This is a genomic window from Enterobacter sp. 940_PEND (genome assembly GCF_001059415.1).
GTDB lineage: Bacteria > Pseudomonadota > Gammaproteobacteria > Enterobacterales > Enterobacteriaceae > Enterobacter > Enterobacter cloacae_M.
This window is the reverse complement of sequence record NZ_JUMS01000043.1, coordinates 1-22,320: the sequence shown is the minus strand read 5'-3', so window position 1 is coordinate 22,320 and position 22,320 is coordinate 1. Positions and strand designations below refer to the sequence as shown.

Here is a 22,320-nt window from a genome sequence, read left to right as displayed (position 1 = left end):
GTGTGATGAAAGCGTTATCCAAACTGAAAGCGGAAGAAGGGATTTGGATGACCGACGTGCCGGAGCCGGAAGTCGGTCATAACGATCTGCTGATCAAAATTCGTAAAACCGCCATCTGCGGTACTGACGTGCACATCTACAACTGGGACCAGTGGTCGCAGAAAACCATTCCGGTACCGATGGTTGTCGGTCACGAATATGTTGGTGAAGTGGTGGGTATCGGCCAGGAAGTGAAAGGCTTCCAAATTGGCGATCGCGTCTCCGGTGAAGGCCATATTACCTGCGGCCACTGCCGTAACTGCCGCGGCGGGCGTACGCACCTGTGCCGTAATACCATTGGCGTGGGCGTAAACCGTCCGGGCTGCTTCGCGGAATACCTGGTGATCCCGGCGTTTAACGCGTTCAAAATCCCGGACAATATCTCTGACGATCTGGCCTCCATCTTCGACCCGTTCGGCAACGCGGTGCACACGGCGCTCTCCTTCGACCTGGTCGGTGAAGACGTGCTGGTCTCCGGCGCGGGCCCAATCGGCATTATGGCGGCTGCGGTGGCGAAGCACGTGGGTGCGCGCAACGTTGTGATCACCGACGTGAACGAATACCGTCTGTCGCTGGCACGCAAAATGGGCGTCACCCGCGCGGTAGATGTCTCGAAAGAGAGCCTGACCGACGTGATGGAAGAGCTGGGCATGACCGAAGGCTTTGACGTGGGTCTGGAGATGTCCGGTGCGCCACCGGCGTTCCGCACCATGCTCGACACCATGAACCACGGTGGACGTATCGCGATGCTGGGTATTCCGCCGTCAGATATGTCTATCGACTGGAACAAAGTCATCTTCAAGGGGCTGTTCATCAAGGGCATCTATGGCCGCGAGATGTTCGAGACCTGGTACAAGATGGCGGCGCTGATCCAGTCCGGTCTGGATCTGTCCCCGATTATTACTCACCGCTTCTCCATCGATGAGTTCCAGCAGGGCTTCGACGCGATGCGTTCCGGCCAGTCAGGAAAAGTGATCCTGAGCTGGGATAAGTAATCAAAAAGGGGCCTCAGGCCCCTTTTTTACTGATTCTTTTTCTCTTCGTCCGTCAGGTAACGCACCTTGCGGGTGTAGTCCTGACCTTTGAACAACAGTTTGTTATCCGGCGATTCAAGATACTTCTGCCATTCGGAGAGAGGGAAACCGCCGTGCGCGCCAACCACCTCTTTCGGTACAACGGCTTCCTGACCGCCGATTTTCTTCGAGACCGGCCAGTTCATCCAGTCACCCAGGTTAACCGTTTTTAGATCCAGCATGTCCAGCAGCGCGGCGAGCGGCAGCTGATCGGTCGGCGGCTGCGTGTCGTCCATCAGCTCCCAGGTATCCTGGAACAGCGTCAGCCACAGCGGGCAGATACGGCGCCAGGTTTTTTTAGTTGCCGCAAGAAACGCGCCGTTAACGTGATCGACCAGATACGGGCGCACCGTCTCTTTGTAATACGCCGGCACTTTCTCCGCTGGCGCACCGTCCAGCTTGGCTATCATTTTGCCCTGACGGAAGCTGGAGTAGATGTGCATATCGGCCATGTTGATCTCGGGCATTTTCAGCAGGTTGAGATCGGAATCGATCATCAATACGCCTTCACCGCGCGCCTGCAGCGGGGCGTTAAGCTTCACCAGGCGGCTGAGGTAGATCTGCTTATAGCGGTAACCTTCCTCACGAACCGGAAGGTTAAGCGTCACTACGCGTGTTTTCGGCGGCAGTACCCCAAAGGCGGATTCAGGCTGATCGCTGACGATGACGATTTCGCTCACCCCGGTGGCATAGCGTTCCGCGAAGGTGGCAGAGAGTAATGCTTCTTCGACGAAATCTGCGCCGGTACACGGAATCACAATAGAATCCACCGCAGCAAGCGCGCCCGTCACGGGCAGAGAGCTGTAAGGAATGTTGTGTCGCCCGGTGATATGACGATAGCGAGCATTAAGAAATTTAAACATAGTTATCTCGTTTGGTTAGTGCGCGCCAAGCACGGCTTCGACACCGCTGACATAGTTTTCGATGGCATAGGTATGACAGACGTTCTGGTATGCAGCCGCAGCCAGTCGAGCCCGCAGATCCGCATCTGACCAGATATTGTCCAGATGCTGTGCAAGCTGTGAAACATCGCTCCAGGGGAAGAGCAGCCCTGTCGAATCATGATCAATCAACTCCGCCGTGCCGGTCACCTGAGAGCCAATCACGGGGATATTGAGAAGCATCGCTTCCAGCACCACGCGCGGCAGCCCCTCGCTTTTTGAGGCCAGAATAAAGGCGTCAAACGTAGCGAGGTAATCAAATGGGGTATTCTGAAAACCGGTGAAGATGACGCGGGATTCAATTCCCAGCGCTCGGGCTTGTTCTGTTAAAGCGCGACGCTCGGCACCTTCTCCGACCAGCACCATTTTCCATTTCGCCTGGAGATGTTTCTGGCTGAACTGTGCCAGCGCCTCCAGCGTGTGGTGGTTGGCTTTGCGAGGGATTAACGACCCGATACTGCCGAACACAAACGTGTCGTCATCGATGTTCAGGCGCTGGCGCATCGCGCGTCGGTCAGGTAAAGGCTGGTGGATGTCGATGGCATTATTGACCGTCGTACACAGTTCGGGCCGGACGCCATGCTCAAGCAACACGCGTTCAACGCCGTGCGAGACGGCGATGATTTTTGTGGCATGGGCATTAACCAGCTTTACCAGCGGCGGGGTTAAAACAGGTTCAATGCGGCAGTGCTGAATCAACCGCGCCTGCAGCTTTGCCGCCGCGAGATAGCCTTCCTCATTTGAGCCCGGCTGGTTATTCATATAGAGCGTATCGAAACCGCCCTGCTTGAAAAGGGTTTCGATTTTGCTGACGTTAGGCCTGATGCGCCACATGATATCCACATGACGTGTAAATGCCTTGCGGGCGCCGCGTGAGAAAAACAGCAGGCTACGTCCCGCTTCCTTCAGCAATTTGGCCCAGACCGGCTGCTGGCGTTGAGGGATAACGATGAGTGGGATCCCGATGCCGTTGAGCACCTGGCCAATCGTCTCACCTTCAGCACGACTATAATCACTGTAAAAACAACAGGTAATATCGAATTTATCGCGATTGATTCGCTTCAGGAGCTCAAGCATACTGTTGGTGCCTCCCCCCCATTCTTTACCCGTATCCAGGAGGAGAATTTTACTTTTGTGCGGCATGTCTGAATCCGTGTGCTACCCTTCAACTGACTGCATTATAAAGAATCTGTTGAAATAAAATAGATTTTTCTATTTTATTGCGCTTCAGGATTAGACAAAATTTCAAGCGTGCTTATTTGAAAAGTGTGATTCAGGACTTTAATCGTCTCTACTCATTTATATAGTATTAATAATATTAATTTAGACTGCTATTGAGAGTGGGGAAATGTTTAAAATAACGGTCTGCTTATTAACGTTTAATTCTGAAAGATTATTGCACGATGTAATCCCGCCTCTATTGAAAATAGCGGATGAAATTGTCGTAGTCGATTCTGGCAGTACGGACAAAACACGATATATTTGTGAAAGCTTTGGCCTTCAACCCGTCTATAAAAAATTTGGCTGGCATGGCGAGCAGATGAACTATGCCATATCCTTAGCCAGCCATGACTGGGTCCTGTGCATCGACAGCGACGAAATTCTTGATCAGGAAACGGTTAATGCCGTTTTAACGTTAAAAGCAGGCGATGAGCCAGACCCGGGAATGGCATGGCAAATATGCCGCCACTGGTTTGTTCTGGGTGAGGAAGTCCGGACGATTTATCCTGTTTCATCCCCTGATTATCCTGTGCGTCTTTTTAACCGTAACCAGTCCCGGTTTAATAACCGACCGGTAGACGATCAGGTCGAAGGTTTTCTCCGTTGTGAACGTATTCCGGGTTATGTAAAACATGATACGTTTCCCACGCTGCATGAGCTTTTTAACAAATTAAATTGTTATACAACCCGCCTGGTTCAACATCAAAAAATACGGCCCTCTATCGGGCGCGGCGTAATCAGCGCCATCGGGGCTTTTTTCAAATGGTATCTGTTTAGCGGCGCCTGGCGTAAGGGCAAAGTGGGGGTGGCGACGGGACTGTACGCCACAGCCTATAGCTTTTTGAAGTATTTCAAATCCTGGTATCAGCATCAGGAAAAAAAAGAGCCCGTTGCTAGCGAGCAGACGGACTCTCAGATTGCGAAATAAGCGTCAGGCTTTCTTACCCCATCCCTGCCACTGCTGCTGGACGTAATTCACCAGCGTACTGTTACTGATGCTGTCTCCGATGACGGAGAAGAAGCGGGTTGCATAGACCGGCTCAATCGGTTGCTTAGGTACACAGCGCTTCACGCCGCGGAACGGATTGCGCGGCGCTGTCGGGACAGGCTGCGCAGAATTTGGTTTAGAGGAATCCACCTGCGGCTCGTTCAGCAGATCGCTCGGACGCACCAGCGTGATATCGTCAGGCAAGGTCGGCAGCATCTGCTGCAGAACGCGAACGGTAGACGGGTGCGGGTGACCGATGGCGATGGCTGAGCCATTGCGGCGGGCCAGCTGTACCGCGCGATTAAACTGCATGCGAATATCGGCTTCGTTCTGGGTATCATCCAGGAACACCTTGCGCTTAATCACCTTTACGCCCGTTCCCTGAGCGGCACGCATTGCCTGGCTGTTGCCGATGGTCATGCTGTCGAGGAAGTAGAGGTTGTAACGCTCCAGCGCCTGCATCACTTTGAGCATCCCGAACAGGCTTGATGTCATCGCGCTGCCCATATGGTTGTTCAGCCCTACGGCATACGGCACTTTGTTGTAGGCGTCGCGGATGATGCGCTCGATCTCCTCGCTGCTCATATCCGGGCGCAGGGTATCTTTTTCCAGCGGCTGCTTGCTGAGCGGGGCCATCGGCAGGTGGATCAGCACCTGATGACCGCTGCTGTGGGCTTTGGTCGCCATTTCGCGCGCGTGGGGCGCATTTGGAAGAACGGCGACAGAGATGGCCGACGGCATCGCCAGCACCTGATTTTCATAGTGTGGACGATAACCGAAGTCATCAATCACGATAGCGAGTTTACCTGCGTATACCGGTGCAGCCAGCGCCAGCGCGCTGACGACGGAGAAAACCATTCGACGAAATTGAAGCAAAACTTATCTTCCCAACCACGGCTGTGGATTGACCGCCTGACCCTGGCGACGAATTTCGAAATAGAGTGACGGGCGGCCCTGACCGCCACTGCTGCCCACAAGGGCGATGGGTTGGCCTGCGCGCACCTGCGTGCCAACGCTGACCAGCGCGCTCTGGTTGTAGCCGTAAAGGCTCATGTCGCCTTTACCGTGTTCGACCACCACCACCAGCCCGTAACCCTGCAGCCAGTCGGCCAGAATTACGCGGCCATCGGCGATGGCTTTCACTTCGCTACCTTCAGACGCACCGATAACGATCCCTTTCCAACGTAGCTCACCCTGCAGCTGTTCGCCATAGCGATGCAGAATTGAACCGCGAACGGGCCAGAAAGCCTGACCGCGAGGAGAGCCCAAACCGCCGGTACGCGACATCAGAGAGCGTTCGCTCTCGCTTGGCTTGTAGGTGGTCCCTTTGCGGGACGCTTCCTGCTGCTTGTCGCGAACGGCCTGCGCCTCGCGCGCCTCTTTTTCGGCGCGCGCTTTCGCCGCCGCTTCCGCACGGGCGATGCTGTTACGCAGTTTTGATTCGTTGGCGCGCATTTCGCTGAGCTGGCTCTGACCTTCCTGAATGGAGGATTCAAGGCCGGAAAGGGTTTTCTTACGCTCGTTGCGCGCCTGCTCGAGCTTCGCCTGCTGGGCCTGCTGATCGTAGAGCAGCGTCTGCTGCTGGCTCTGCTTATCTTCCAGCTCGGCTTTTTGCGTTGAGACCTCTTCGCGCGTCTGCTTCAGCTGCGCGATCGTCTCCTGACGCGCCTGGTTGAGATAGCCAAAGTAGGCCTGCAGGCGCTGACCGCGCTGGCTCTCTTCGCCGCTGAGGATCAGCTGGAGTCCGGTATGTTCACCCTGACGGAATGCGGCATCAAGCTGTGCGGCAAGATTGCGCTCCTGCGCATCGCGCTGGCGCTCGAGTTTGGCAATCGACGCGTTCATCTCGTCGATCTGTTTATTCAACTGGGCGAGGGTGTTTTGCGTTTCACGGAGTTTACGCGTTGCGGCGGAGATCGCCTCTTCCTGCTGCTTAAGCTGGGCGAGCAGGGCGGAGCGCTGCTGCTGCTGCTGGCGTACCGCACGCTCTTTGGCGGCGATATCGGCCTGAATAGATTTCAGCTGGTCGCGGTCATCCGCGTGGGCGGATGCGGCGCACAGCAATACGCCAGCGCTGAGTGCGCTGGCGTAAAACAGAGGTCTGACTGATAACCTAAGCGGCTTCACGACCCATGTGATTGAAAAAATCGCCTTTCCCCTCATGGGGAGCGATTATTCCACGATGAACAGCGGCTTACCAGTCATCTCTTCAGGGATCGGCATACCCATCAGCGACAGCATGGTTGGCGCGATGTCAGAAAGCTTGCCGCCTTCCACTGCTTTCAGTGATTTATCACCCACGTAAATCAGCGGAACAGGCAGGTTGGTATGGGCCGTGTGCGCCTGGCCGGTCGCCGGGTCGCGCATCTGTTCAGCGTTACCGTGGTCAGCGGTGATCAGCAGCTGGCCGCCAACGGATTCAACCGCTTTCGCTACCTGCTCAACACAGTGGTCCAGCGCTTCTACCGCTTTCACTGCCGCTTCCATCACCCCGGTATGCCCAACCATGTCGCCGTTCGGGTAGTTACAGATGATGGTGTCGTACTTACCGCTCTCGATGGCCGCAACCAATTTTTCCGTCAATTCTGCAGAGCTCATTTCTGGCTGTAGATCGTAGGTAGCGACTTTCGGGGAGTTGATCAGAGTGCGGTCTTCGCCTTTGAACGGCTCTTCAACGCCACCGTTAAAGAAGAAGGTCACGTGCGCGTATTTTTCAGTTTCGGAAATACGCAGCTGCGTTTTGTCGTTCTTCGCCATCCACTCGCCAAAGGTGTTTGCCAGAGATGCTGGCGGATACGCGCAAGGCGCTTTGATGTCTGCGGCGTATTCAGTCAGCTGGATGAAGTCCAGTTTTACCACTTTCTTACGGGCAAAACCGTCGAAGTCGCTGTTGACGAAGGCACGGGTGATTTCACGCGCGCGGTCAGCGCGGAAGTTCATGAAGATCAGCGCGTCACCATCTTCCATGGCGGCGTCGGCCTGTCCTTCAGCGCGGATCACGGACGCTTTAACGAATTCGTCGTTTTCATCACGTGCATAGGCCGCTTCCAGCGCTTCAACGGCGGTCGCGAACTGGAATTCACCTTTTGCCAGGGTCATCAGGTCATAGGCCTGTTCAACGCGATCCCAGCGGTTGTCGCGGTCCATGGCGTAGTAACGGCCAATGATGGACGCTACGCGGCCTTTACCCAGCGCGGCGAACTTCTCTTCGAAGGCTTGCAGAGAGCCTTTTGCGCTGCGTGGTGGCGTATCGCGACCGTCCAGGAAGGCGTGCAGATAGATTTTTTCCGCACCGCGCTCGGCGGCCAGTTCAACCATCGCCATGATGTGATCTTCGTGGCTGTGAACGCCGCCAGCAGAGAGCAGGCCCATGATGTGTACGGCCTTGCCAGCGGCAACGGCTTTATCGACCGCGCCAGACAGCGTTGGGTTGGAGAAGAAGGTGCGTTCTTTGATTTCAACGTCCAGACGCGTCAGATCCTGATACACAATACGCCCGGCGCCCAGGTTTACGTGACCGACTTCGGAGTTGCCCATCTGGCGGTCCGGCAGGCCTACTTCCAGGCCAGACGCGTCAATCAGCGTATGCGGACGTTTCGCCCACAGGGCATCCATGACCGGGGTTTTGGCGTTGAAAATAGCGTTATCCTGGCTATCTTCACGGTAGCCATAGCCATCCAGAATCACCAGTACCATAGGTTTTTTAGAAACCGACATTGCGACAACCTCATGCTCAAGAGTCAAAATTTGCGTAATTTTACTACAGCTGAATCGATCAAATAGCCGCAGAAGATCAAAGAAAGCGCAGGGGCAAGATGTTCATCAGACCATTTTGAGGCATTTTTTTAGGTGGCATGCCGCAGAAAATGGATTAGGTTATGGTCGCTGGCTGTATTTGCCAGAACGCACAGGTATACTCCTGTCCTGGTTTTTTTTATCACTTAGTCGGGAGTAGTTACCCTCCATGCAAGAAATTATGCAATTCGTTAGCCGCCATCCGGTTCTGAGCATCGCGTGGATTGGCCTGCTGGCTGCTGTGCTGTTCACCACATTTAAGAGCCTGACGTCTAAAATTAAGGTTATCACCCGTGGTGAAGCGACGCGTCTGATCAACAAAGAAGATGCCGTCGTGGTCGATCTGCGTCAGCGTGACGATTTCCGTAAAGGTCACATTGCGGGCGCAATCAACCTGCTGCCAGCTGAAATCAAAGCGAACAACGTCGGTGAGCTTGAGAAACACAAAGCCCAGCCGATTATCGTTGTCGATGCGACCGGCATGCAGGCACAGGAATCTGCCAGCGCGCTTCATAAAGCAGGCTTCGAAAACGTAACGGTGCTGAAAGAAGGTATTTCCGGCTGGAGCGGGGAAAATCTTCCTTTGGTACGCGGTAAATAAGGAGTTCAGTCATGGCCAATATTGAGATCTATACCAAAGCGACGTGCCCGTTCTGTCATCGTGCGAAAGCGCTGCTGAACAGCAAAGGCGTCACGTTCCAGGAACTGCCGATCGACGGTGACGCGATTAAACGCGAAGAGATGATCAAACGTAGTGGTCGCACGACGGTTCCGCAGATTTTTATTGATGCGCAGCACATTGGCGGCTGTGATGACTTGTATGCGCTCGACGCCCGTGGTGGACTCGATCCGCTGCTGAGCTAAGAGACTTTAGGACAATTAAAAAGGGTATTTCCATGTCAGAACAAAACAACACCGAAATGACTTTCCAGATCCAGCGTATCTACACCAAGGACGTCTCTTTCGAAGCGCCAAATGCGCCGCATGTTTTCCAGAAAGACTGGCAGCCAGAGGTTAAACTTGATCTGGATACCGCATCTACCCAACTGGCAGATGACGTGTATGAAGTCGTGCTGCGTGTGACCGTTACCGCGTCTCTGGGCGAAGAAACTGCATTCCTGTGTGAAGTTCAGCAGGGCGGCATCTTCTCTATCGGCGGTATCGAAGGCAACCAGATGGCGCATTGCCTGGGTGCGTACTGCCCGAACATTCTGTTCCCGTATGCGCGTGAATGCATCACCAGCCTGGTTTCTCGCGGTACATTCCCGCAACTGAACCTTGCGCCAGTTAACTTTGATGCGCTGTTCATGAACTATCTGCAGCAGCAAGCTGGCGAAGGTGCTGAACAACATCAGGATGCCTGATGAGCACTGTTAATGCGTCAATGACTGTGATCGGTGCCGGCTCATACGGCACCGCTCTTGCCATCACGCTGGCAAGAAATGGTCACGAAGTGGTTCTCTGGGGCCACGATCCAAAACATATCGCAACGCTGCAACGCGACCGTTGTAACGTGGCGTTTCTTCCGGACGTTCCGTTCCCCGACTCCCTGCACCTTGAAAGCGACCTTGCGACCGCGCTGGCGGCCAGCCGCAACATTCTGATTGTGGTCCCGAGCCATGTATTTGGCGACGTGCTCCGTCAGATTAAGCCGTTGATGCGCCCGGATGCGCGCATTGTCTGGGCGACTAAAGGACTGGAAGCCGAAACCGGACGCCTGCTGCAGGACGTTGCCCGCGAAGCGCTGGGTGATGAGATCCCGCTGGCGGTCATCTCCGGCCCGACCTTTGCCAAAGAGCTGGCCGCTGGCCTGCCGACGGCGATTTCGCTGGCCTCCACCGATCAGGCCTTCTCCGACGATCTTCAACAGCTGCTGCACTGCGGCAAGAGCTTCCGCGTCTACAGCAACCCCGATTTTATCGGCGTGCAACTGGGCGGTGCGGTGAAGAACGTGATTGCGATTGGTGCCGGGATGTCAGACGGCATTGGTTTTGGTGCCAATGCGCGTACGGCGCTGATCACCCGAGGACTGACCGAAATGTCCCGCCTGGGCGAAGCGCTGGGTGCCGATCCGGCCACCTTTATGGGGATGGCTGGCCTGGGCGACCTGGTGCTGACCTGTACCGATAACCAGTCTCGTAACCGCCGTTTTGGCATGATGCTCGGACAGGGCAGCGATGTTAAAGGCGCGCAGGAGAAGATTGGTCAGGTGGTTGAAGGCTACCGCAATACCAAGGAAGTCCGCGAGTTGGCGCACCGTTTCGGTGTCGAAATGCCAATAACCGAGGAAATTTATCAGGTATTGTATTGCGGAAAAAATGCGCGCGAGGCAGCATTGACCTTATTAGGTCGTGCGCGCAAGGACGAGCGCAGCAGTAACTAGTCGGAACCGTTGTCACCTGAATGACCCAGCCAGCGCAGAACTGGCTGGTCATTAACTATCGTCTGGAGTAAGCAATGCCGTGTGAAGAACTGGATATCGTCTGGAACAATATTAAAGCCGAAGCCCGGGCGCTGGCCGACTGCGAGCCTATGCTGGCCAGTTTCTACCACGCGACGCTACTCAAGCACGAAAATCTCGGCAGCGCGCTGAGCTATATGCTCGCCAACAAGCTGGCTTCCTCGATCATGCCAGCTATCGCCATTCGGGAAGTGGTGGAAGAGGCTTACGCTGCAGACCCGGAAATGATCGCCTCTGCCGCCTGCGATATTCAGGCCGTGCGCACGCGTGACCCGGCGGTCGATAAATATTCTACGCCGCTGCTGTACCTGAAAGGCTTCCACGCCCTGCAGGCTTACCGCATCGGCCACTGGCTGTGGAATGAAGGCCGCCGCGCGCTGGCGATCTTCCTGCAAAACCAGGTTTCCGTGACGTTCCAGGTCGATATTCACCCGGCTGCGAAAATTGGCCGCGGGATCATGCTCGACCACGCCACCGGGATTGTCGTCGGGGAAACGGCGGTCATTGAAGATGACGTCTCGATCCTGCAGTCGGTTACCCTGGGCGGTACCGGTAAAACCAGCGGCGATCGCCACCCGAAAATCCGTGAAGGGGTGATGATTGGCGCGGGTGCCAAAATCCTTGGCAATATCGAAGTCGGGCGCGGTGCGAAGATCGGCGCAGGCTCCGTGGTGCTCCAGCCCGTGCCGCCGCATACCACCGCCGCAGGCGTACCGGCGCGCATCGTCGGTAAACCAGACAGCGATAAGCCTTCCATGGACATGGATCAGCACTTCAACGGCATTCACCATACGTTCGAGTATGGTGACGGCATTTAACTTCTGAGAATGGCGCCCGGATACCCCAGCTGGCGCCAGGCTTCATACACCACCACCGACACCGCGTTCGACAGGTTCATGCTGCGGCTGTCCGGCATCATCGGAATACGGATTTTCTGCTCGGCGGGCAGGGCATCCAGGATCGTGGCCGGCAGGCCGCGGGTTTCCGGGCCAAACATCAGATAGTCACCTGCCTGATAGCTCACGGCGCTATGCGCTGGCGTGCCTTTGGTAGTCAGGGCGAACATGCGCTGCGGCTTCTCTGCTTCCAGAAACGCGGCGTAATCGTGATGGCGAACGACGGCGGTAAATTCATGATAATCCAGCCCTGCGCGACGCAGACGTTTGTCGTCCCACGTAAAGCCCATCGGCTCAATGATATGCAGAAGAAAACCGGTGTTGGCACACAGGCGGATAATATTGCCGGTATTCGGCGGAATTTCTGGTTCGAATAAAACGATGTTAAGCATGCTGCCCCCTTAATTGCGGGGGCAGAATAGCAGAAAAGAGAGGAACTACGCGACGCCGGGTTCCTGCGAGCGGCCGTACAGCATTTTGTAGACGGTTGCCGCCGCGGCTACCAGAGCGGGCACGCTGAGGATCATTAAAATACTGTCTGCCTGCCACTGCATCGAAAGAAGCTGGGCGCTGGTCATGGTTCCCGCCACGCCGCCAAAGCGGCCGATCCCCTGCATCCAGGCGATGCCCGTCGCGCGGCACTCGGTAGGGTAAAAGGTGGCGGCCAGGGTTTGCATGCCCGATTGCGCGCCGTTCATCGCGATCCCCATCAGGAAAATCAGCCCGCCAAACAGGGCGATATGGTTATGCTCAATGCCAAGCAAAAGGATGAGGCCCATTGTCAGCACGAAACCACACGCGACCACCCGGTGCGCTTCCCAGCGGTCCATCATCCAGCCCGCGAGCAGAATGCCTGCGGTGCCGCCGAAGGTGAACAGCGAGGTCAGCCATGCGGATTCTGCCAGGGCATAGCCCATTCCCTGCATCAGCGTCGGCATCCAGCTCAGCAGAACGTAGTAAATGACCAGCCCCATAAAATAGGTCACCCACAGCATCAGGGTGCCGGGCAGCCAGGGCATGGAAAACAGCTGCGACACGCTCCCTTTTTTAGAGGCGACTTTCTCCTCCGCCAGGAAAAAGCCCGTGACGCTATCCAGCGTGCTGCGGGCAAACCGGCTGGCGATGCGGCGGACCTGCATAACGTCTTTCCCGCGCTGCACCAGAAACTTCACGGACTCCGGTAAAAATAGCGCCAGCAGCAGCGTTAAAACCAGCGGCGCAATCGCCCCGGTCAGCAGCACGCTTCGCCAGCCGTGGTGGGGGATAAGCCAGGAAGAGATCGCGCCGCCGCCCGCCGCACCCAGAGGGAAGCCGCAGTACATGGTATTGATCGCCATGGCGCGACAGCGCTGGGGGGCAAACTCGGAGATCAGCGTGATGGCGTTAGGCATTGCGGCGCCGAGGCCCAGTCCAGTCAGAAAGCGCCACAGCGTGAGCGTATTCAGACTTTGCGCCCAGGCCGTCCCCAGGCTCGCAAGGCCGAAGAACAGACACGAAAAGACCAGCACGCGCTTGCGCCCCATCCGGTCCGATACCGGACCGGCAATCAGCGCGCCCAGCGACAGCCCCAGCAGCGCTGCGCTCAGCACCGGCCCCAGATCCTGTTTGTGTATCCCCCATTCTGCCGACAGCGTAGGCGCGATGTAACCCATCGCTGCCGTATCAAAACCATCGATCGCCAGAACCAGAAAGCCCAGCACAATGAGCAGCCAGTGAAACCCTGAAAAGGGACTCTCATCGATCACCTGCTGAATATCCACCTTATCTGAATACGCCATACGCTCCACTCCGATCTGATGTTGTTTTTGTGTTCTTGTATTTGCTTGTATATACAATTGCGGACGGCGGGTGGATGTCAAATTTTCTTATCCAATATGTTATCTGGATGTTATTTTTGGCGTAAAAAAGCGCCCGAGGGGGAAATCGGGCGCGTGAGAAAGGTGTATTAACGGAGGAGAATTTACGCCGCGTTTCCCTGAGCAAGTGGCGCCAGCGCCGCCGGTAATTTGCTTAACTCCTGCACCAGGGAATCTCTGCTGATTTCACCGATCGTTTTCGCTCCTGTGAGCGTCATCGCCACCTTCATCTCTTTTTCGATCAGGTTGAGCAGATTCGCCACCCCTGCCTGGCCCGCCGTCGCCAGCGCATACAGATACGCGCGTCCCAGCAGCACGCTGTCGGCGCCCAGCGCAATCATGCGCACCACGTCCAGCCCGTTGCGGATGCCGCTGTCGGCCAGGATCGCAATATCGCCTTTCACCGCATCGGCGATGGCCGGCAGGGCGCGTGCGGAAGAGAGCACCCCGTCAAGCTGGCGTCCGCCGTGGTTAGAGACCACAATCCCGTCTGCGCCAAAGCGTACCGCGTCGCGGGCATCTTCCGGATCGAGGATCCCTTTGATCACCATCGGGCCGTCCCAGAATTCGCGGATCCACTCCAGGTCTTTCCACGAGATCGACGGATCGAAGTTGTTCGCCAGCCAGCCAATGTAATCCTCCAGCCCGGTCGGTTTACCGAGGTATGCCGAGATATTGCCCAGATCGTGCGGACGACCGTTCAGGCCGACATCCCACGCCCACTGCGGGTGAGTAACCGCCTGCCAGTATCGGCGTAACGCAGCATTCGGGCCGCTCATGCCTGAGTGGGCATCACGATAGCGTGCCCCGGGCGTTGGCATATCGACGGTAAAGACCAGCGTGGAGCAGCCCGCCGCTTTGGCGCGCTCGAGCGCGTTGCGCATAAAGCCGCGATCGCGCAGGACGTACAGCTGGAACCACATCGGGCGCTTGATGGTCGGGGCGACCTCTTCAATCGGGCAGACGGACACGGTGGAGAGGGTAAACGGAATGCCTTTGGCATCCGCTGCCGCGGCCGCCTGCACTTCGCCACGGCGGGCATACATGCCGCACAGGCCCACAGGCGCGAGCGCGACGGGCATGGAAAGCGTTTCGTTAAACAGCTTTGTCTCAAGGCTCAGGTCAGACATATTCTTCAGCACGCGCTGGCGCAGAGCCACCTCCGACAAGTCTTCCACGTTGCGGCGCAGGGTGTATTCGGCATACGCCCCGCCGTCGATGTAGTGGAACAGGAACGGGGGCAAAATGCGCTGCGCCGCGGCGCGATAGTCACTGGCTGCTGAAATAATCATGCTTTGTTCTCCCTGGAAATATCACTGTCGCCAGGCAGACGGGTAATACGCGCCTGTCGGGCCTGGTCTTCATCGAATCGTTTAATGGTGGTGTGCACGAAACCGAGATGCGCCATCATCGCTTTGCGCGCGGCCTCGGCATCACCGGCCAGAATGGCGTTGAGCACCGCCTCGTGCTGTTCTGTGAGCTGGGCAAACACCGGCGGAACCAGATACATGCGCTGGCGGCTCTGCTTCACGGAGGATTGCAGCAGGTCGAAGAACCCGCGCATGGTCTGGAGCAGCACCACGTTGTGCGACGCCTCGGCAATCGCCAGGTGAAAACGGACGTCCGCCTGGGAGGCGATATCCGGGTCGCTGCTTTGCGTGGCCTCAAAGCAGGCGATGAGTTTCTCTTTGTCGGCGTCGGTTGCCCGCATGGCCGCGTGCCAGGCGGTACTGGTTTCGATGGCGTGACGCGCTTCAAGGATGTCGAAGCTGTAGTCCGGGTCGTTCTCCATCAGCGTCTTCAGCGGCTGCACGATGTTTTGCTCGGACCAGTCGTCATGCTGCCAGCGTACAAAGGTGCCGCCGCCGCGACGGCTCACCAGCACCCCTTCGCTAACCAGCGTCGCCAGCGCCTCACGCAGAGAATTGCGCGACACGCCAAGCTGGGCGGCGAGCTGGCGTTCGGCGGGCAACTTCATGCCCGCTTCCAGCTGTTGTTCTTCAATCAGCGCCCGCACGCGAGAGGCAATCTCGTCGGACAGGCGTCTGGGCATTACTATCATGGGATCATCCAGGTTAAGACATAGGCCTGCAGGGTGGTGATCACCCCGACCATGCAGGTGAATATCAGGCTGTGTTTCACGGTAAAGCGGAACAGATCCGACTCTTTACCGACCAGTCCCACCGCCGCACAGGCAATGGCGATGGATTGTGGAGAGATCATTTTTCCGGTCACGCCGCCGGTGGTATTCGCGGCCACCAGCAGGACGTCCGACACGCCAATCTGCTGGGCCGCCGTTGCCTGCAGCGCGGCGAACAGGGCGTTAGACGAGGTATCGGAACCGGTCAGGAACACCCCCAGCCAGCCGAGGAACGGCGAGAAGAAGGTGAAGGCGTGGCTGGTATGGGCCAGCGCCAGCGCCAGCGTCGATGACAGGCCGGAGTAGTTCGAGATAAACGCGAACGCCAGCACCATGCCGATGGAGTAAATCGGCAGCATCAGCTCTTTAACGGTCGCGGCAAAGGTCTGCACCGCGGCCGCAGGCTTCATGCGCAGCCACACTACGGAAAGAATAGCGGCAAACAGGATGGCGGTACCGGTGGCGGAGAACCAGTCGAATTTATAGACCGCGGCATACGGCGTGGCAGCGTGCACCACCGGCGGCATACGGGCGACCATCTTGTCGAGGAACGGTACGGAAATATTAATCACCATGTCGTACAGCGCCCCACCCGGCGCGAACAGGGCTTTAAACGGCGGGATGCTCCACAGGGTGACCGTTGCGGTCAGGAACAGGAACGGCGACCAGGCGCGGATCACCTGTCCTGCCGTATAGCCCGTACGGGCCAGGGTTTGATCAACCTGCGAAGCGCCCATGTCGGCGAAGCGGAAGATACGCACCGGCTGCCAGCGCTTCAGGAACAGCGTCAGACAGACCAGCGACACCAGCGAGGAGATGATGTCAGGCAGCTCCGGGCCGAGGAAGTTCGAGCTGAGGTATTGAGCGATAGCGAACGAACCGCCCGCCACCATCACCGCAGGCCAGGTCTCCTTCACGCCGCGCCAGCCGTCCATAATCGCCATGATCCAGAACAGGACGATAATGGTCAGGAAGGGCAGCTGGCGGCCAACCATCTGGCCGATCTCGAAGCTGTCCAGCCCGGTGACCTGTCCGGCTACCAGAATCGGAATGCCCATCGCGCCAAACGCCACCGGCGCGGTGTTCACAATCAGGCACAGGCCCGCGGCATAGAGCGGGTTAAAGCCCAGACCCACCAGCAGCGCGGCGGTGATCGCCACCGGTGCGCCAAAGCCTGCCGCGCCTTCCAGAAACGCCCCGAAGGAGAAGCCGACAATCAGCATCTGCAGGCGCTGGTCCGGCGTGATGGAAAGAATCGACGAACGGATTATGTCGAACTGCCCGGTTTTCACCGAGATTTTATAGACAAACACCGCCGCGATGATGATCCACGCAATCGGCCACAGGCCGTAGAAGAAACCGTAGACGACGGAGGCCAGCGCGCGATCGACCGGCATTTTATAGAAGAACAGCGCTACCATCAGGGCGATAGCAACGGTATACGTCGCGGCGAGGTAGCCCTTCAGCTTGAGCTTAATCAGCGCAAAGAAGAAGAACAGGATCGGAAGCGATGCGATCAGGCTCGACAGCCAGATATTACCGGCCGGATCGTAGTTTTGTTGCCAGAGGCTCATGCAGGTCTCCTGGGGACCAGACAGCCTGCGCTGCGGGTGAGTCTCCGCTCAACTCTGCGTCACAGGTTGTGTAAAAGTGGTCCTGCCAATGTTGTGTTGTAGGGTTAATGACAATGAATGGTTAACCAAATGTTATGGTCAAGCAATGAGTTTGTGAGCGGAAATAATGGAATTGTGAACCAGGGAAGAAAGAAAAGGGGGATTGGTTGGGCCAATTTGAAGCGGGGTGGGGCCTGATGCCCTCACCCCGGCCCTCTCCCATGGGGAGAGGGAGAAAACCGCACCGTACAGTCCCCTCGCCCCTTTGGGGAGAGGGTTAGGGTGAGGGGGAAGTATCAGAACGCGGTCTTACAAAAACCCGTCATCTCTTTCAGGCCCATTTCGCGGCCAAGCTCGGTCATCGGGTGTACCACCACCAGACCGCGGACGCTTTTCTTCAGCTTGCCCATGTCGGCCTGTTCTTTTTTGGTGATCGCGCGGCGGTGCGGCATGTTCATTAGCTTCTGCGCTTCTTTGCTCAGCTTCTGGCCTTTCACTTCGCGCAGGCGCTCGATTTCTGTTTCCAGCGTGGCGGCTTCTTTTTCCAGCTCGGCGTACTTCTCGGCGGAATCGACCAGTGACAGGCCAGCCATCTGATGGCGGATCAGATCCAGGCGGTCGCTCAGGCGTTTAATTTCGTTCTTTTCGACTTCTTTCATGACAAATAACTCTGAAAACGGGGAATTTACAGGGAAGGATACACCAATGTGAGCAGGCTTACTTCTGAAACGCTTTTTTTAAGCTGATTCGGGAAATCAGCTCAGTCAGGGAGAGAACCATCGTGGAACGGACAACCTGTTGATAACGCAGCTTTTGCATCGCGTAGAGCTCAGGGTCGCTGTTATCAAAATGGGGCGCAGGGGGCAGCGCGGTGACGCAGTGCAGCTCGCCGAAGGGCCCCAGGATCTCATCATCGGTAAAGGTGTACTCGTTACCGTCATGATTGAGTTCTTCGCGCAGCGCCATTAACAGCTCCGCATCTTCATACTCCTGCCGGTTCAGAACGCCAAGACCATAAATTAGCTTCAGACGCACGGATAGATCGCCCAGCGGTCCGTCTCCGTCCAGTAACGGTTCTACAGCATACTTTACCGCGTAGTCGTCTTTGCGAAACACCTGAAGCACCAGGATATTCACCGCCTCGGTTAACAGCTCGACGGCGGCAATCAGGAAGCTTCGTACGGTTTTGCCAGCATTCAGACGCTCAAGCACACGATTTTCAAAGGCCTGGGTTTGTTCCATTATTGCCTGCATATCTGACAATCTATTATTTGGGCGCAGGTTAACCTGCGCCGCACTGTGCATCATTTGGTTGCGTTGTATGCGTTAACCGCCTCCACAACCACGTCGCTGTTGGCGTCCAGACCGGAAATCTGCGCCAGCGCAGCCTGCGCGCCTTTGTCATCAATCAGCTGAGCCAGTTCCTGCGCCTGTGGGTCCTGCTCGCTGCGGTAGTGCATCGCGGCGGCAATCCCTTTCACCAGGTTGGCGTGCGGCAGGCCGTATTCCAGCGTGCCCAGCAGCGGCTTAATCAGACGGTCGCCTGCGCTCAGTTTGCGCAGAGGCTGACGGCCCACGCGCTCAACGTCATCTTTCAGATACGGATTTTCAAAGCGACCGAGGATTTTCTGGATGTATGCTGCGTGTTTATCAGCATCAAAACCGTAGCGTTTGATCAGCACCGCGCCGCTCTCTTCCATTGCCCCTTTTACCACCGCGCGGATCTTCTCATCGAGGATCGCATCACGAATGGTCTGATGACCGGCCAATTTTCCGAGGTACGCGGTTATAGCATGCCCGGTGTTCAGCGTGAAGAGTTTGCGTTCGACAAATGCCATCAGGTTATCGGTTAATTCCATTCCCGGAATGGTCGGCAGGGCGCCTTTAAACTGGGTTTTATCAACGATCCACTCGCTGAAGGTTTCCACAGTCACTTCCAGCGGGTCGTTGGTGGCGGATTCAGACGGCGGAACGATGCGATCCACGGCGGAATCCACAAACCCGACGTGCGCTTCAACCCAGGCTTTGTCTTCATCTGCTACAGCGTTAAGAACGTGGCCTTTCAGCTGCGTGGTGCCGCGCACCATGTTTTCACAGGCGATGATGTTCAGCGGGGTGTCGATGCCCTGCGCTTTACGTTTTGCCAGGCCTTTCGCAACCGCAGGGGCGATGCGCTCAAGAACGACCGGACCCACGGCCGTGGTGACCAGATCGACGCTGGCGATCAGGTCGATAACGTCTTCCCCGATGCTGCTGACCGCGTTGACGCCGGATACCGTCTCAACCTGCTCGTTTTCACCGACTACATGGACCTGATAGCTATGACGCGCATTCAGGGCATCCAGGACAACCTGATTCACATCGGCGAATGTCAGCGTAATGCCCGCGTCTGCCAGCAGTTTACCGATAAAACCACGACCGATATTACCTGCGCCAAAATGTAATGCTTTCATAGTGTTAACCTTCATCAATGTTTTTACCCGAGAGGGCTGGGGTGAGGAACGTTTCCCCTCACCCTAGCCCTCTCCCCAGAGGGGAGAGGGGAGAGGGAAGAGGACTTATTTGTTAAGAAGTGCCAGGACTTCTTCCACGCTGGTAGTGCTCGCCAGACGCGCAATGACAGACTCATCGTCCAGCGCGTTGGTCAGGCTGGTAATCACCTGAATGTGCTCGTTGTTGCGAGCGGCGATACCAATCACCAGACGGGCGATGTCGTCTTCTTCTTCACCGAAGCGCACGCCCTGCGGATACTGACAGAATACGACGCCGGTTTTCAGGACGCGATCTTTCGCTTCAACCGTACCGTGCGGCACCGCGATGGATTCGCCCAGGTAGGTTGGCGTCAGTTTTTCGCGTTCCAGCATCGCGTCAACATATTCAGGCTGAACGTAGCCTCCTTTCACCAGCTGCTCGCCGGCAAAGCGAATCGCTTCTTCTTTGGTTGCCGCTGTGCGACCGAGGAAGATGTTTTCCGCACCCAGTTTGAACAGGTGGGCGTTGCTCTCGTCAAAGCTGTCCTGCAGGCTTGAGCGCACTTTCACTTCGTTGTCTTCGTGACGCTGCGCCGCAACCAGACGTTCGGTCAGGCTGGTGTACAGGCCGCTGTCGAGGAAGTTAGTCAGCGAAATGTGCTGTGCCTGCGGTACCTGGCGCATGGCGCGTTCAGTCAGGTCGCGGTGCGTGATGACCAGGTCAACGTCCGGCGGCAGGCTGTTAATGGCGCTGTTGGTGACGGAGATGTTAGTCAGGCCCGCATCCTGCACTTTCTTACGCAGCACGCCTGCACCCATTGCGCTGGAACCCATACCGGCGTCACAGGCAACGATGATTTTACGCACGTGGCTCAGGTCGTTAGAGACATCACCAGCCGCCAGCGGGGTCGCGCCTTTGGATTCGGCTTTCATGTCGTGCATACGACGGGTCGCCGCTTCAATATCGTCGTCTTCTTTCACTTTGCTGGTTTTCAGCAGGATAGAAGAGACCACGAATGAGACCGCCATTGCCGCACAGATGGCCGCGATGTTCGCGAAGTACGCCCCTTTTGGCGTCATCGCCAGCACCGCCAGGATAGAACCCGGAGAGGCTGGAGACACCAGACCGCCGCCCAGCACGCTCAGGGTGAACACGCCGGTCATACCGCCAAGGATAACGGCCAGGATCAGACGTGGGTTCATCAGCACGTACGGGAAGTAAATTTCGTGAATACCGCCCAGGAAGTGAATGATTGCCGCACCGCCAGCAGACTGCTTAGCGCTGCCGCGACCAAAGAACATGTACGCCAGCAGAACGCCCATACCCGGACCCGGGTTAGCTTCAATCAGGAAGAAGATAGACTTGCCGAGATCGTGAGACTGCTGAATACCCAGCGGCGAGAAGATGCCGTGGTTGATGGCGTTGTTCAGGAACAGGATTTTCGCCGGTTCAACGAAGATAGACGCCAGCGGCAGCATGTCGTGCGCAACCATGAAGTTAACGCCTGCCGCCAGAATTTTGGACAGCACTTCAACCGCAGGGCCAATGCCGAGGAACGCCAGAATCGCGAGGATCATCCCGATGATGCCCGCAGAGAAGTTGTTCACCAGCATTTCGAAGCCGGATTTGATCTTACCATCAACCCAGACGTCGAATTTCTTAATCGCCCAGCCGCCCAGAGGACCGGCAATCATTGCTCCGAGGAACATCGGCATATCCGCACCGACGATAACACCCATGGTCGTGATAGCGCCCACTACGCCACCACGGTCACCGCCCACCAGACGACCACCGGTGAAACCGATGAGCAGCGGCAGGAGATAGGTAATCATTGGGCCAACAAGTTTCGCCAGCGTTTCGTTAGGCAACCACCCTGTCGGAATGAACAATGCAGTGATGATACCCCACGCGATAAACGCGCCGATATTTGGCATCACCATGTTGCTGAGGAAACGACCAAAGCTTTGAACTTTGATCTTGAAATCGGATGACATAAAACACCCCTTCTTCTGTTTACGCTTAGGCTTGCGGCCCGAGGTTTATTGTTAATGAGGCGGCAGAGGTAGCCGGGCCCTGTTCTGATGCTGTGAAATCTGGCACTGAATCGTTCAACTGTCCAGACAGCGAAAATTTGTGTGACGCATGTCACGTAAAGATAGGGGGTGTGGATGTCAATGAGGTGATCCTGGTCACAAAAAAGGTGGGCAAAAAAAATACGATGGCGAGAAATACGGCAAAAACCATCCTTTTTTGTGATGGTTGTCACGCTTTGGTTTTGTGTGTTTGTTTCTGGATTGTGATTGATTTCACAAAATATTTTTATGCAGATTTCTCCGGCTGTGATCGGCGGCAAACTCTGTTTAGCGATTCGGCGTCAGGATGGCATAGCGCGACACGTTAAGCTAAAAAACCACTTTTGATGTGTGGTATGGCGAAAAGTTAAAACGTGGATTACGCTCATATTGTAAGGTTAAGTATATTATTATTCAGGATATATTTTGACACGCTTATAAACTTGCACGGAGATATTATAAAAACCGATACTCCCCGGCTCTGAAATAACCAGCATACCTTATGTATTTCAAAATAAATTAATTAGGTTGCGTACTGTTTTATTAATTCAATGAGTTGACGTTGTTTAAGTGAGGAGAATATGTTTCTCAACTATTTTGCGCTGGGCGTATTGATTTTTGTATTTCTGGTTCTGTTTTATGGAATCATCGCCATCCATGACATTCCTTATAATATGGCCAAAAAGCGTAACCATCCGCATGCCGGGTAATGACTCCAACTTATTGATAGTGTTTTATGTTCAGATAATGCCC

Annotated in this window: 21 protein-coding genes and 1 pseudogene; 8 read left to right on the top strand and 14 right to left on the bottom strand. The window is 56.0% G+C overall.

Translation table 11 applies throughout. The features are described 5' to 3' along the window. Positions 1 to 5 precede the first annotated feature (5 nt). Positions 6 to 1,034 carry an L-threonine 3-dehydrogenase gene (gene tdh, locus ADJ24_RS06235; RefSeq protein ID WP_023309906.1) on the top strand — a complete coding sequence of 343 codons (1,029 nt, stop codon included), beginning with the start codon at positions 6 to 8 and terminating at the stop codon, positions 1,032 to 1,034. A 26-nt stretch (positions 1,035 to 1,060) separates the two neighbouring features. On the opposite strand, the gene ADJ24_RS06230 is transcribed toward tdh, so the two are convergent. Together ADJ24_RS06230 and ADJ24_RS06225 are read right to left on the bottom strand one after the other, a co-directional pair. Next, entirely contained in the window at positions 1,061 to 1,975 is a 915-nt protein-coding gene (locus tag ADJ24_RS06230; protein WP_023309907.1) for a hypothetical protein, read from the bottom strand. 15 nt (positions 1,976 to 1,990) lie between these two features. Next, complete coding sequence (locus ADJ24_RS06225) at positions 1,991 to 3,196, bottom strand: glycosyltransferase (RefSeq protein WP_023309908.1); 1,206 nt, start codon at positions 3,194 to 3,196, stop codon at positions 1,991 to 1,993. Positions 3,197 to 3,401: 205 nt separating this feature from the next. Here ADJ24_RS06225 and ADJ24_RS06220 point away from each other — a divergent pair, with 205 nt between their 5' ends. Next, entirely contained in the window at positions 3,402 to 4,202 is an 801-nt protein-coding gene (locus ADJ24_RS06220) for a glycosyltransferase family 2 protein (RefSeq protein ID WP_023309909.1), read from the top strand. A gap of 3 nt (positions 4,203 to 4,205) precedes the next feature. On the opposite strand, the gene ADJ24_RS06215 is transcribed toward ADJ24_RS06220, so the two are convergent. From ADJ24_RS06215 to gpmM, 3 genes are read right to left on the bottom strand one after another with little or no spacing between them, the layout of a single operon-like run. Then, on the bottom strand, positions 4,206 to 5,138 hold the full coding sequence (locus ADJ24_RS06215) for a divergent polysaccharide deacetylase family protein (RefSeq protein WP_032667994.1): 933 nt from the start codon (positions 5,136 to 5,138) through the stop codon (positions 4,206 to 4,208). A gap of 3 nt (positions 5,139 to 5,141) precedes the next feature. Then, positions 5,142 to 6,401 carry a murein hydrolase activator EnvC gene (gene envC / locus ADJ24_RS06210; protein ID WP_233422253.1) on the bottom strand — a complete coding sequence of 420 codons (1,260 nt, stop codon included), beginning with the start codon at positions 6,399 to 6,401 and terminating at the stop codon, positions 5,142 to 5,144. Positions 6,402 to 6,434: 33 nt separating this feature from the next. After that, positions 6,435 to 7,979, bottom strand: coding sequence for a 2,3-bisphosphoglycerate-independent phosphoglycerate mutase (gpmM, locus tag ADJ24_RS06205; RefSeq protein WP_023309912.1), 1,545 nt, complete (start codon positions 7,977 to 7,979; stop codon positions 6,435 to 6,437). 247 nt (positions 7,980 to 8,226) lie between these two features. On the opposite strand from gpmM, the gene ADJ24_RS06200 reads away from it, so the two are divergent. From ADJ24_RS06200 to cysE, 5 genes are all read left to right on the top strand, one after another. Further along, entirely contained in the window at positions 8,227 to 8,658 is a 432-nt protein-coding gene (locus ADJ24_RS06200) for a rhodanese-like domain-containing protein (protein ID WP_023309913.1), read from the top strand. An 11-nt stretch (positions 8,659 to 8,669) separates the two neighbouring features. Then, on the top strand, positions 8,670 to 8,921 hold the full coding sequence (grxC, locus tag ADJ24_RS06195; RefSeq protein WP_023309914.1) for a glutaredoxin 3: 252 nt from the start codon (positions 8,670 to 8,672) through the stop codon (positions 8,919 to 8,921). 32 nt (positions 8,922 to 8,953) lie between these two features. Further along, positions 8,954 to 9,421, top strand: a complete 468-nt coding sequence (gene secB / locus ADJ24_RS06190) for a protein-export chaperone SecB (protein WP_003860835.1) — start codon at positions 8,954 to 8,956, stop codon at positions 9,419 to 9,421. Continuing rightward, entirely contained in the window at positions 9,421 to 10,440 is a 1,020-nt protein-coding gene (gene gpsA / locus ADJ24_RS06185; RefSeq protein WP_023309915.1) for an NAD(P)H-dependent glycerol-3-phosphate dehydrogenase, read from the top strand. The genes secB and gpsA overlap by 1 nt, the downstream gene beginning before the upstream one ends. 74 nt (positions 10,441 to 10,514) lie before the next feature. After that, on the top strand, positions 10,515 to 11,336 hold the full coding sequence (gene cysE, locus ADJ24_RS06180) for a serine O-acetyltransferase (RefSeq protein ID WP_008502718.1): 822 nt from the start codon (positions 10,515 to 10,517) through the stop codon (positions 11,334 to 11,336). Here cysE and trmL read toward each other — a convergent pair. From trmL to ADJ24_RS06135, 9 genes are all read right to left on the bottom strand, one after another. Further along, complete coding sequence (gene trmL, locus ADJ24_RS06175; RefSeq protein ID WP_023309916.1) at positions 11,333 to 11,806, bottom strand: tRNA (uridine(34)/cytosine(34)/5-carboxymethylaminomethyluridine(34)-2'-O)-methyltransferase TrmL; 474 nt, start codon at positions 11,804 to 11,806, stop codon at positions 11,333 to 11,335. The genes cysE and trmL overlap by 4 nt on opposite strands. Before the next feature lie 45 nt (positions 11,807 to 11,851). Beyond that, positions 11,852 to 13,192: an MFS transporter gene (locus tag ADJ24_RS06170; protein WP_023309917.1), complete on the bottom strand. Its 1,341-nt coding sequence runs from the start codon at positions 13,190 to 13,192 to the stop codon at positions 11,852 to 11,854. Between the two features lie 182 nt (positions 13,193 to 13,374). Beyond that, on the bottom strand, positions 13,375 to 14,562 hold the full coding sequence (gene lldD, locus ADJ24_RS06165; protein WP_023309918.1) for a quinone-dependent L-lactate dehydrogenase: 1,188 nt from the start codon (positions 14,560 to 14,562) through the stop codon (positions 13,375 to 13,377). Next, entirely contained in the window at positions 14,559 to 15,332 is a 774-nt protein-coding gene (lldR, locus tag ADJ24_RS06160) for a transcriptional regulator LldR (RefSeq protein ID WP_023294814.1), read from the bottom strand. The genes lldD and lldR overlap by 4 nt, the downstream gene beginning before the upstream one ends. Then, on the bottom strand, positions 15,329 to 16,984 hold the full coding sequence (lldP, locus tag ADJ24_RS06155; protein WP_023309919.1) for an L-lactate permease: 1,656 nt from the start codon (positions 16,982 to 16,984) through the stop codon (positions 15,329 to 15,331). Before lldP ends, lldR begins: the two co-directional genes overlap by 4 nt. Before the next feature lie 335 nt (positions 16,985 to 17,319). Beyond that, positions 17,320 to 17,682 carry a YibL family ribosome-associated protein gene (locus ADJ24_RS06150; RefSeq protein ID WP_010436679.1) on the bottom strand — a complete coding sequence of 121 codons (363 nt, stop codon included), beginning with the start codon at positions 17,680 to 17,682 and terminating at the stop codon, positions 17,320 to 17,322. A 58-nt stretch (positions 17,683 to 17,740) separates the two neighbouring features. After that, positions 17,741 to 18,331, bottom strand: a complete 591-nt coding sequence (mtlR, locus tag ADJ24_RS06145) for a mannitol operon repressor MtlR (RefSeq protein ID WP_023309920.1) — start codon at positions 18,329 to 18,331, stop codon at positions 17,741 to 17,743. Continuing rightward, complete coding sequence (gene mtlD / locus ADJ24_RS06140; protein WP_023309921.1) at positions 18,328 to 19,476, bottom strand: mannitol-1-phosphate 5-dehydrogenase; 1,149 nt, start codon at positions 19,474 to 19,476, stop codon at positions 18,328 to 18,330. The genes mtlR and mtlD overlap by 4 nt, the downstream gene beginning before the upstream one ends. 105 nt (positions 19,477 to 19,581) lie before the next feature. After that, positions 19,582 to 21,489: a PTS mannitol transporter subunit IICBA gene (locus ADJ24_RS06135; protein WP_023309922.1), complete on the bottom strand. Its 1,908-nt coding sequence runs from the start codon at positions 21,487 to 21,489 to the stop codon at positions 19,582 to 19,584. A 659-nt stretch (positions 21,490 to 22,148) separates the two neighbouring features. Between ADJ24_RS06135 and ADJ24_RS06130 the strand changes: the two are divergent. Next, positions 22,149 to 22,271, top strand: a pseudogene (locus ADJ24_RS06130) (DUF3302 domain-containing protein); the annotation flags it as partial. Positions 22,272 to 22,320 lie beyond the last annotated feature (49 nt).

Excerpts from the sequence above, each read along its gene's own strand:
- cysE (WP_008502718.1), top strand. The coding sequence starts at position 10,515 with ATGCCGTGTGAAGAACTGGATATCGTCTGGAACAATATTAAAGCCGAA.
- ADJ24_RS06225 (WP_023309908.1), bottom strand. The coding sequence starts at position 3,196 with ATGCCGCACAAAAGTAAAATTCTCCTCCTGGATACGGGTAAAGAATGG.
- lldP (WP_023309919.1), bottom strand. The coding sequence starts at position 16,984 with ATGAGCCTCTGGCAACAAAACTACGATCCGGCCGGTAATATCTGGCTG.
- lldD (WP_023309918.1), bottom strand. The coding sequence starts at position 14,562 with ATGATTATTTCAGCAGCCAGTGACTATCGCGCCGCGGCGCAGCGCATT.
- ADJ24_RS06200 (WP_023309913.1), top strand. The coding sequence starts at position 8,227 with ATGCAAGAAATTATGCAATTCGTTAGCCGCCATCCGGTTCTGAGCATC.
- ADJ24_RS06150 (WP_010436679.1), bottom strand. The coding sequence starts at position 17,682 with ATGAAAGAAGTCGAAAAGAACGAAATTAAACGCCTGAGCGACCGCCTG.
- ADJ24_RS06230 (WP_023309907.1), bottom strand. The coding sequence starts at position 1,975 with ATGTTTAAATTTCTTAATGCTCGCTATCGTCATATCACCGGGCGACAC.
- ADJ24_RS06220 (WP_023309909.1), top strand. The coding sequence starts at position 3,402 with ATGTTTAAAATAACGGTCTGCTTATTAACGTTTAATTCTGAAAGATTA.
- ADJ24_RS06170 (WP_023309917.1), bottom strand. The coding sequence starts at position 13,192 with ATGGCGTATTCAGATAAGGTGGATATTCAGCAGGTGATCGATGAGAGT.
- gpmM (WP_023309912.1), bottom strand. The coding sequence starts at position 7,979 with ATGTCGGTTTCTAAAAAACCTATGGTACTGGTGATTCTGGATGGCTAT.
- secB (WP_003860835.1), top strand. The coding sequence starts at position 8,954 with ATGTCAGAACAAAACAACACCGAAATGACTTTCCAGATCCAGCGTATC.
- gpsA (WP_023309915.1), top strand. The coding sequence starts at position 9,421 with ATGAGCACTGTTAATGCGTCAATGACTGTGATCGGTGCCGGCTCATAC.
- ADJ24_RS06135 (WP_023309922.1), bottom strand. The coding sequence starts at position 21,489 with ATGTCATCCGATTTCAAGATCAAAGTTCAAAGCTTTGGTCGTTTCCTC.
- trmL (WP_023309916.1), bottom strand. The coding sequence starts at position 11,806 with ATGCTTAACATCGTTTTATTCGAACCAGAAATTCCGCCGAATACCGGC.
- grxC (WP_023309914.1), top strand. The coding sequence starts at position 8,670 with ATGGCCAATATTGAGATCTATACCAAAGCGACGTGCCCGTTCTGTCAT.
- mtlR (WP_023309920.1), bottom strand. The coding sequence starts at position 18,331 with ATGATGCACAGTGCGGCGCAGGTTAACCTGCGCCCAAATAATAGATTG.
- tdh (WP_023309906.1), top strand. The coding sequence starts at position 6 with ATGAAAGCGTTATCCAAACTGAAAGCGGAAGAAGGGATTTGGATGACC.
- lldR (WP_023294814.1), bottom strand. The coding sequence starts at position 15,332 with ATGATAGTAATGCCCAGACGCCTGTCCGACGAGATTGCCTCTCGCGTG.
- mtlD (WP_023309921.1), bottom strand. The coding sequence starts at position 19,476 with ATGAAAGCATTACATTTTGGCGCAGGTAATATCGGTCGTGGTTTTATC.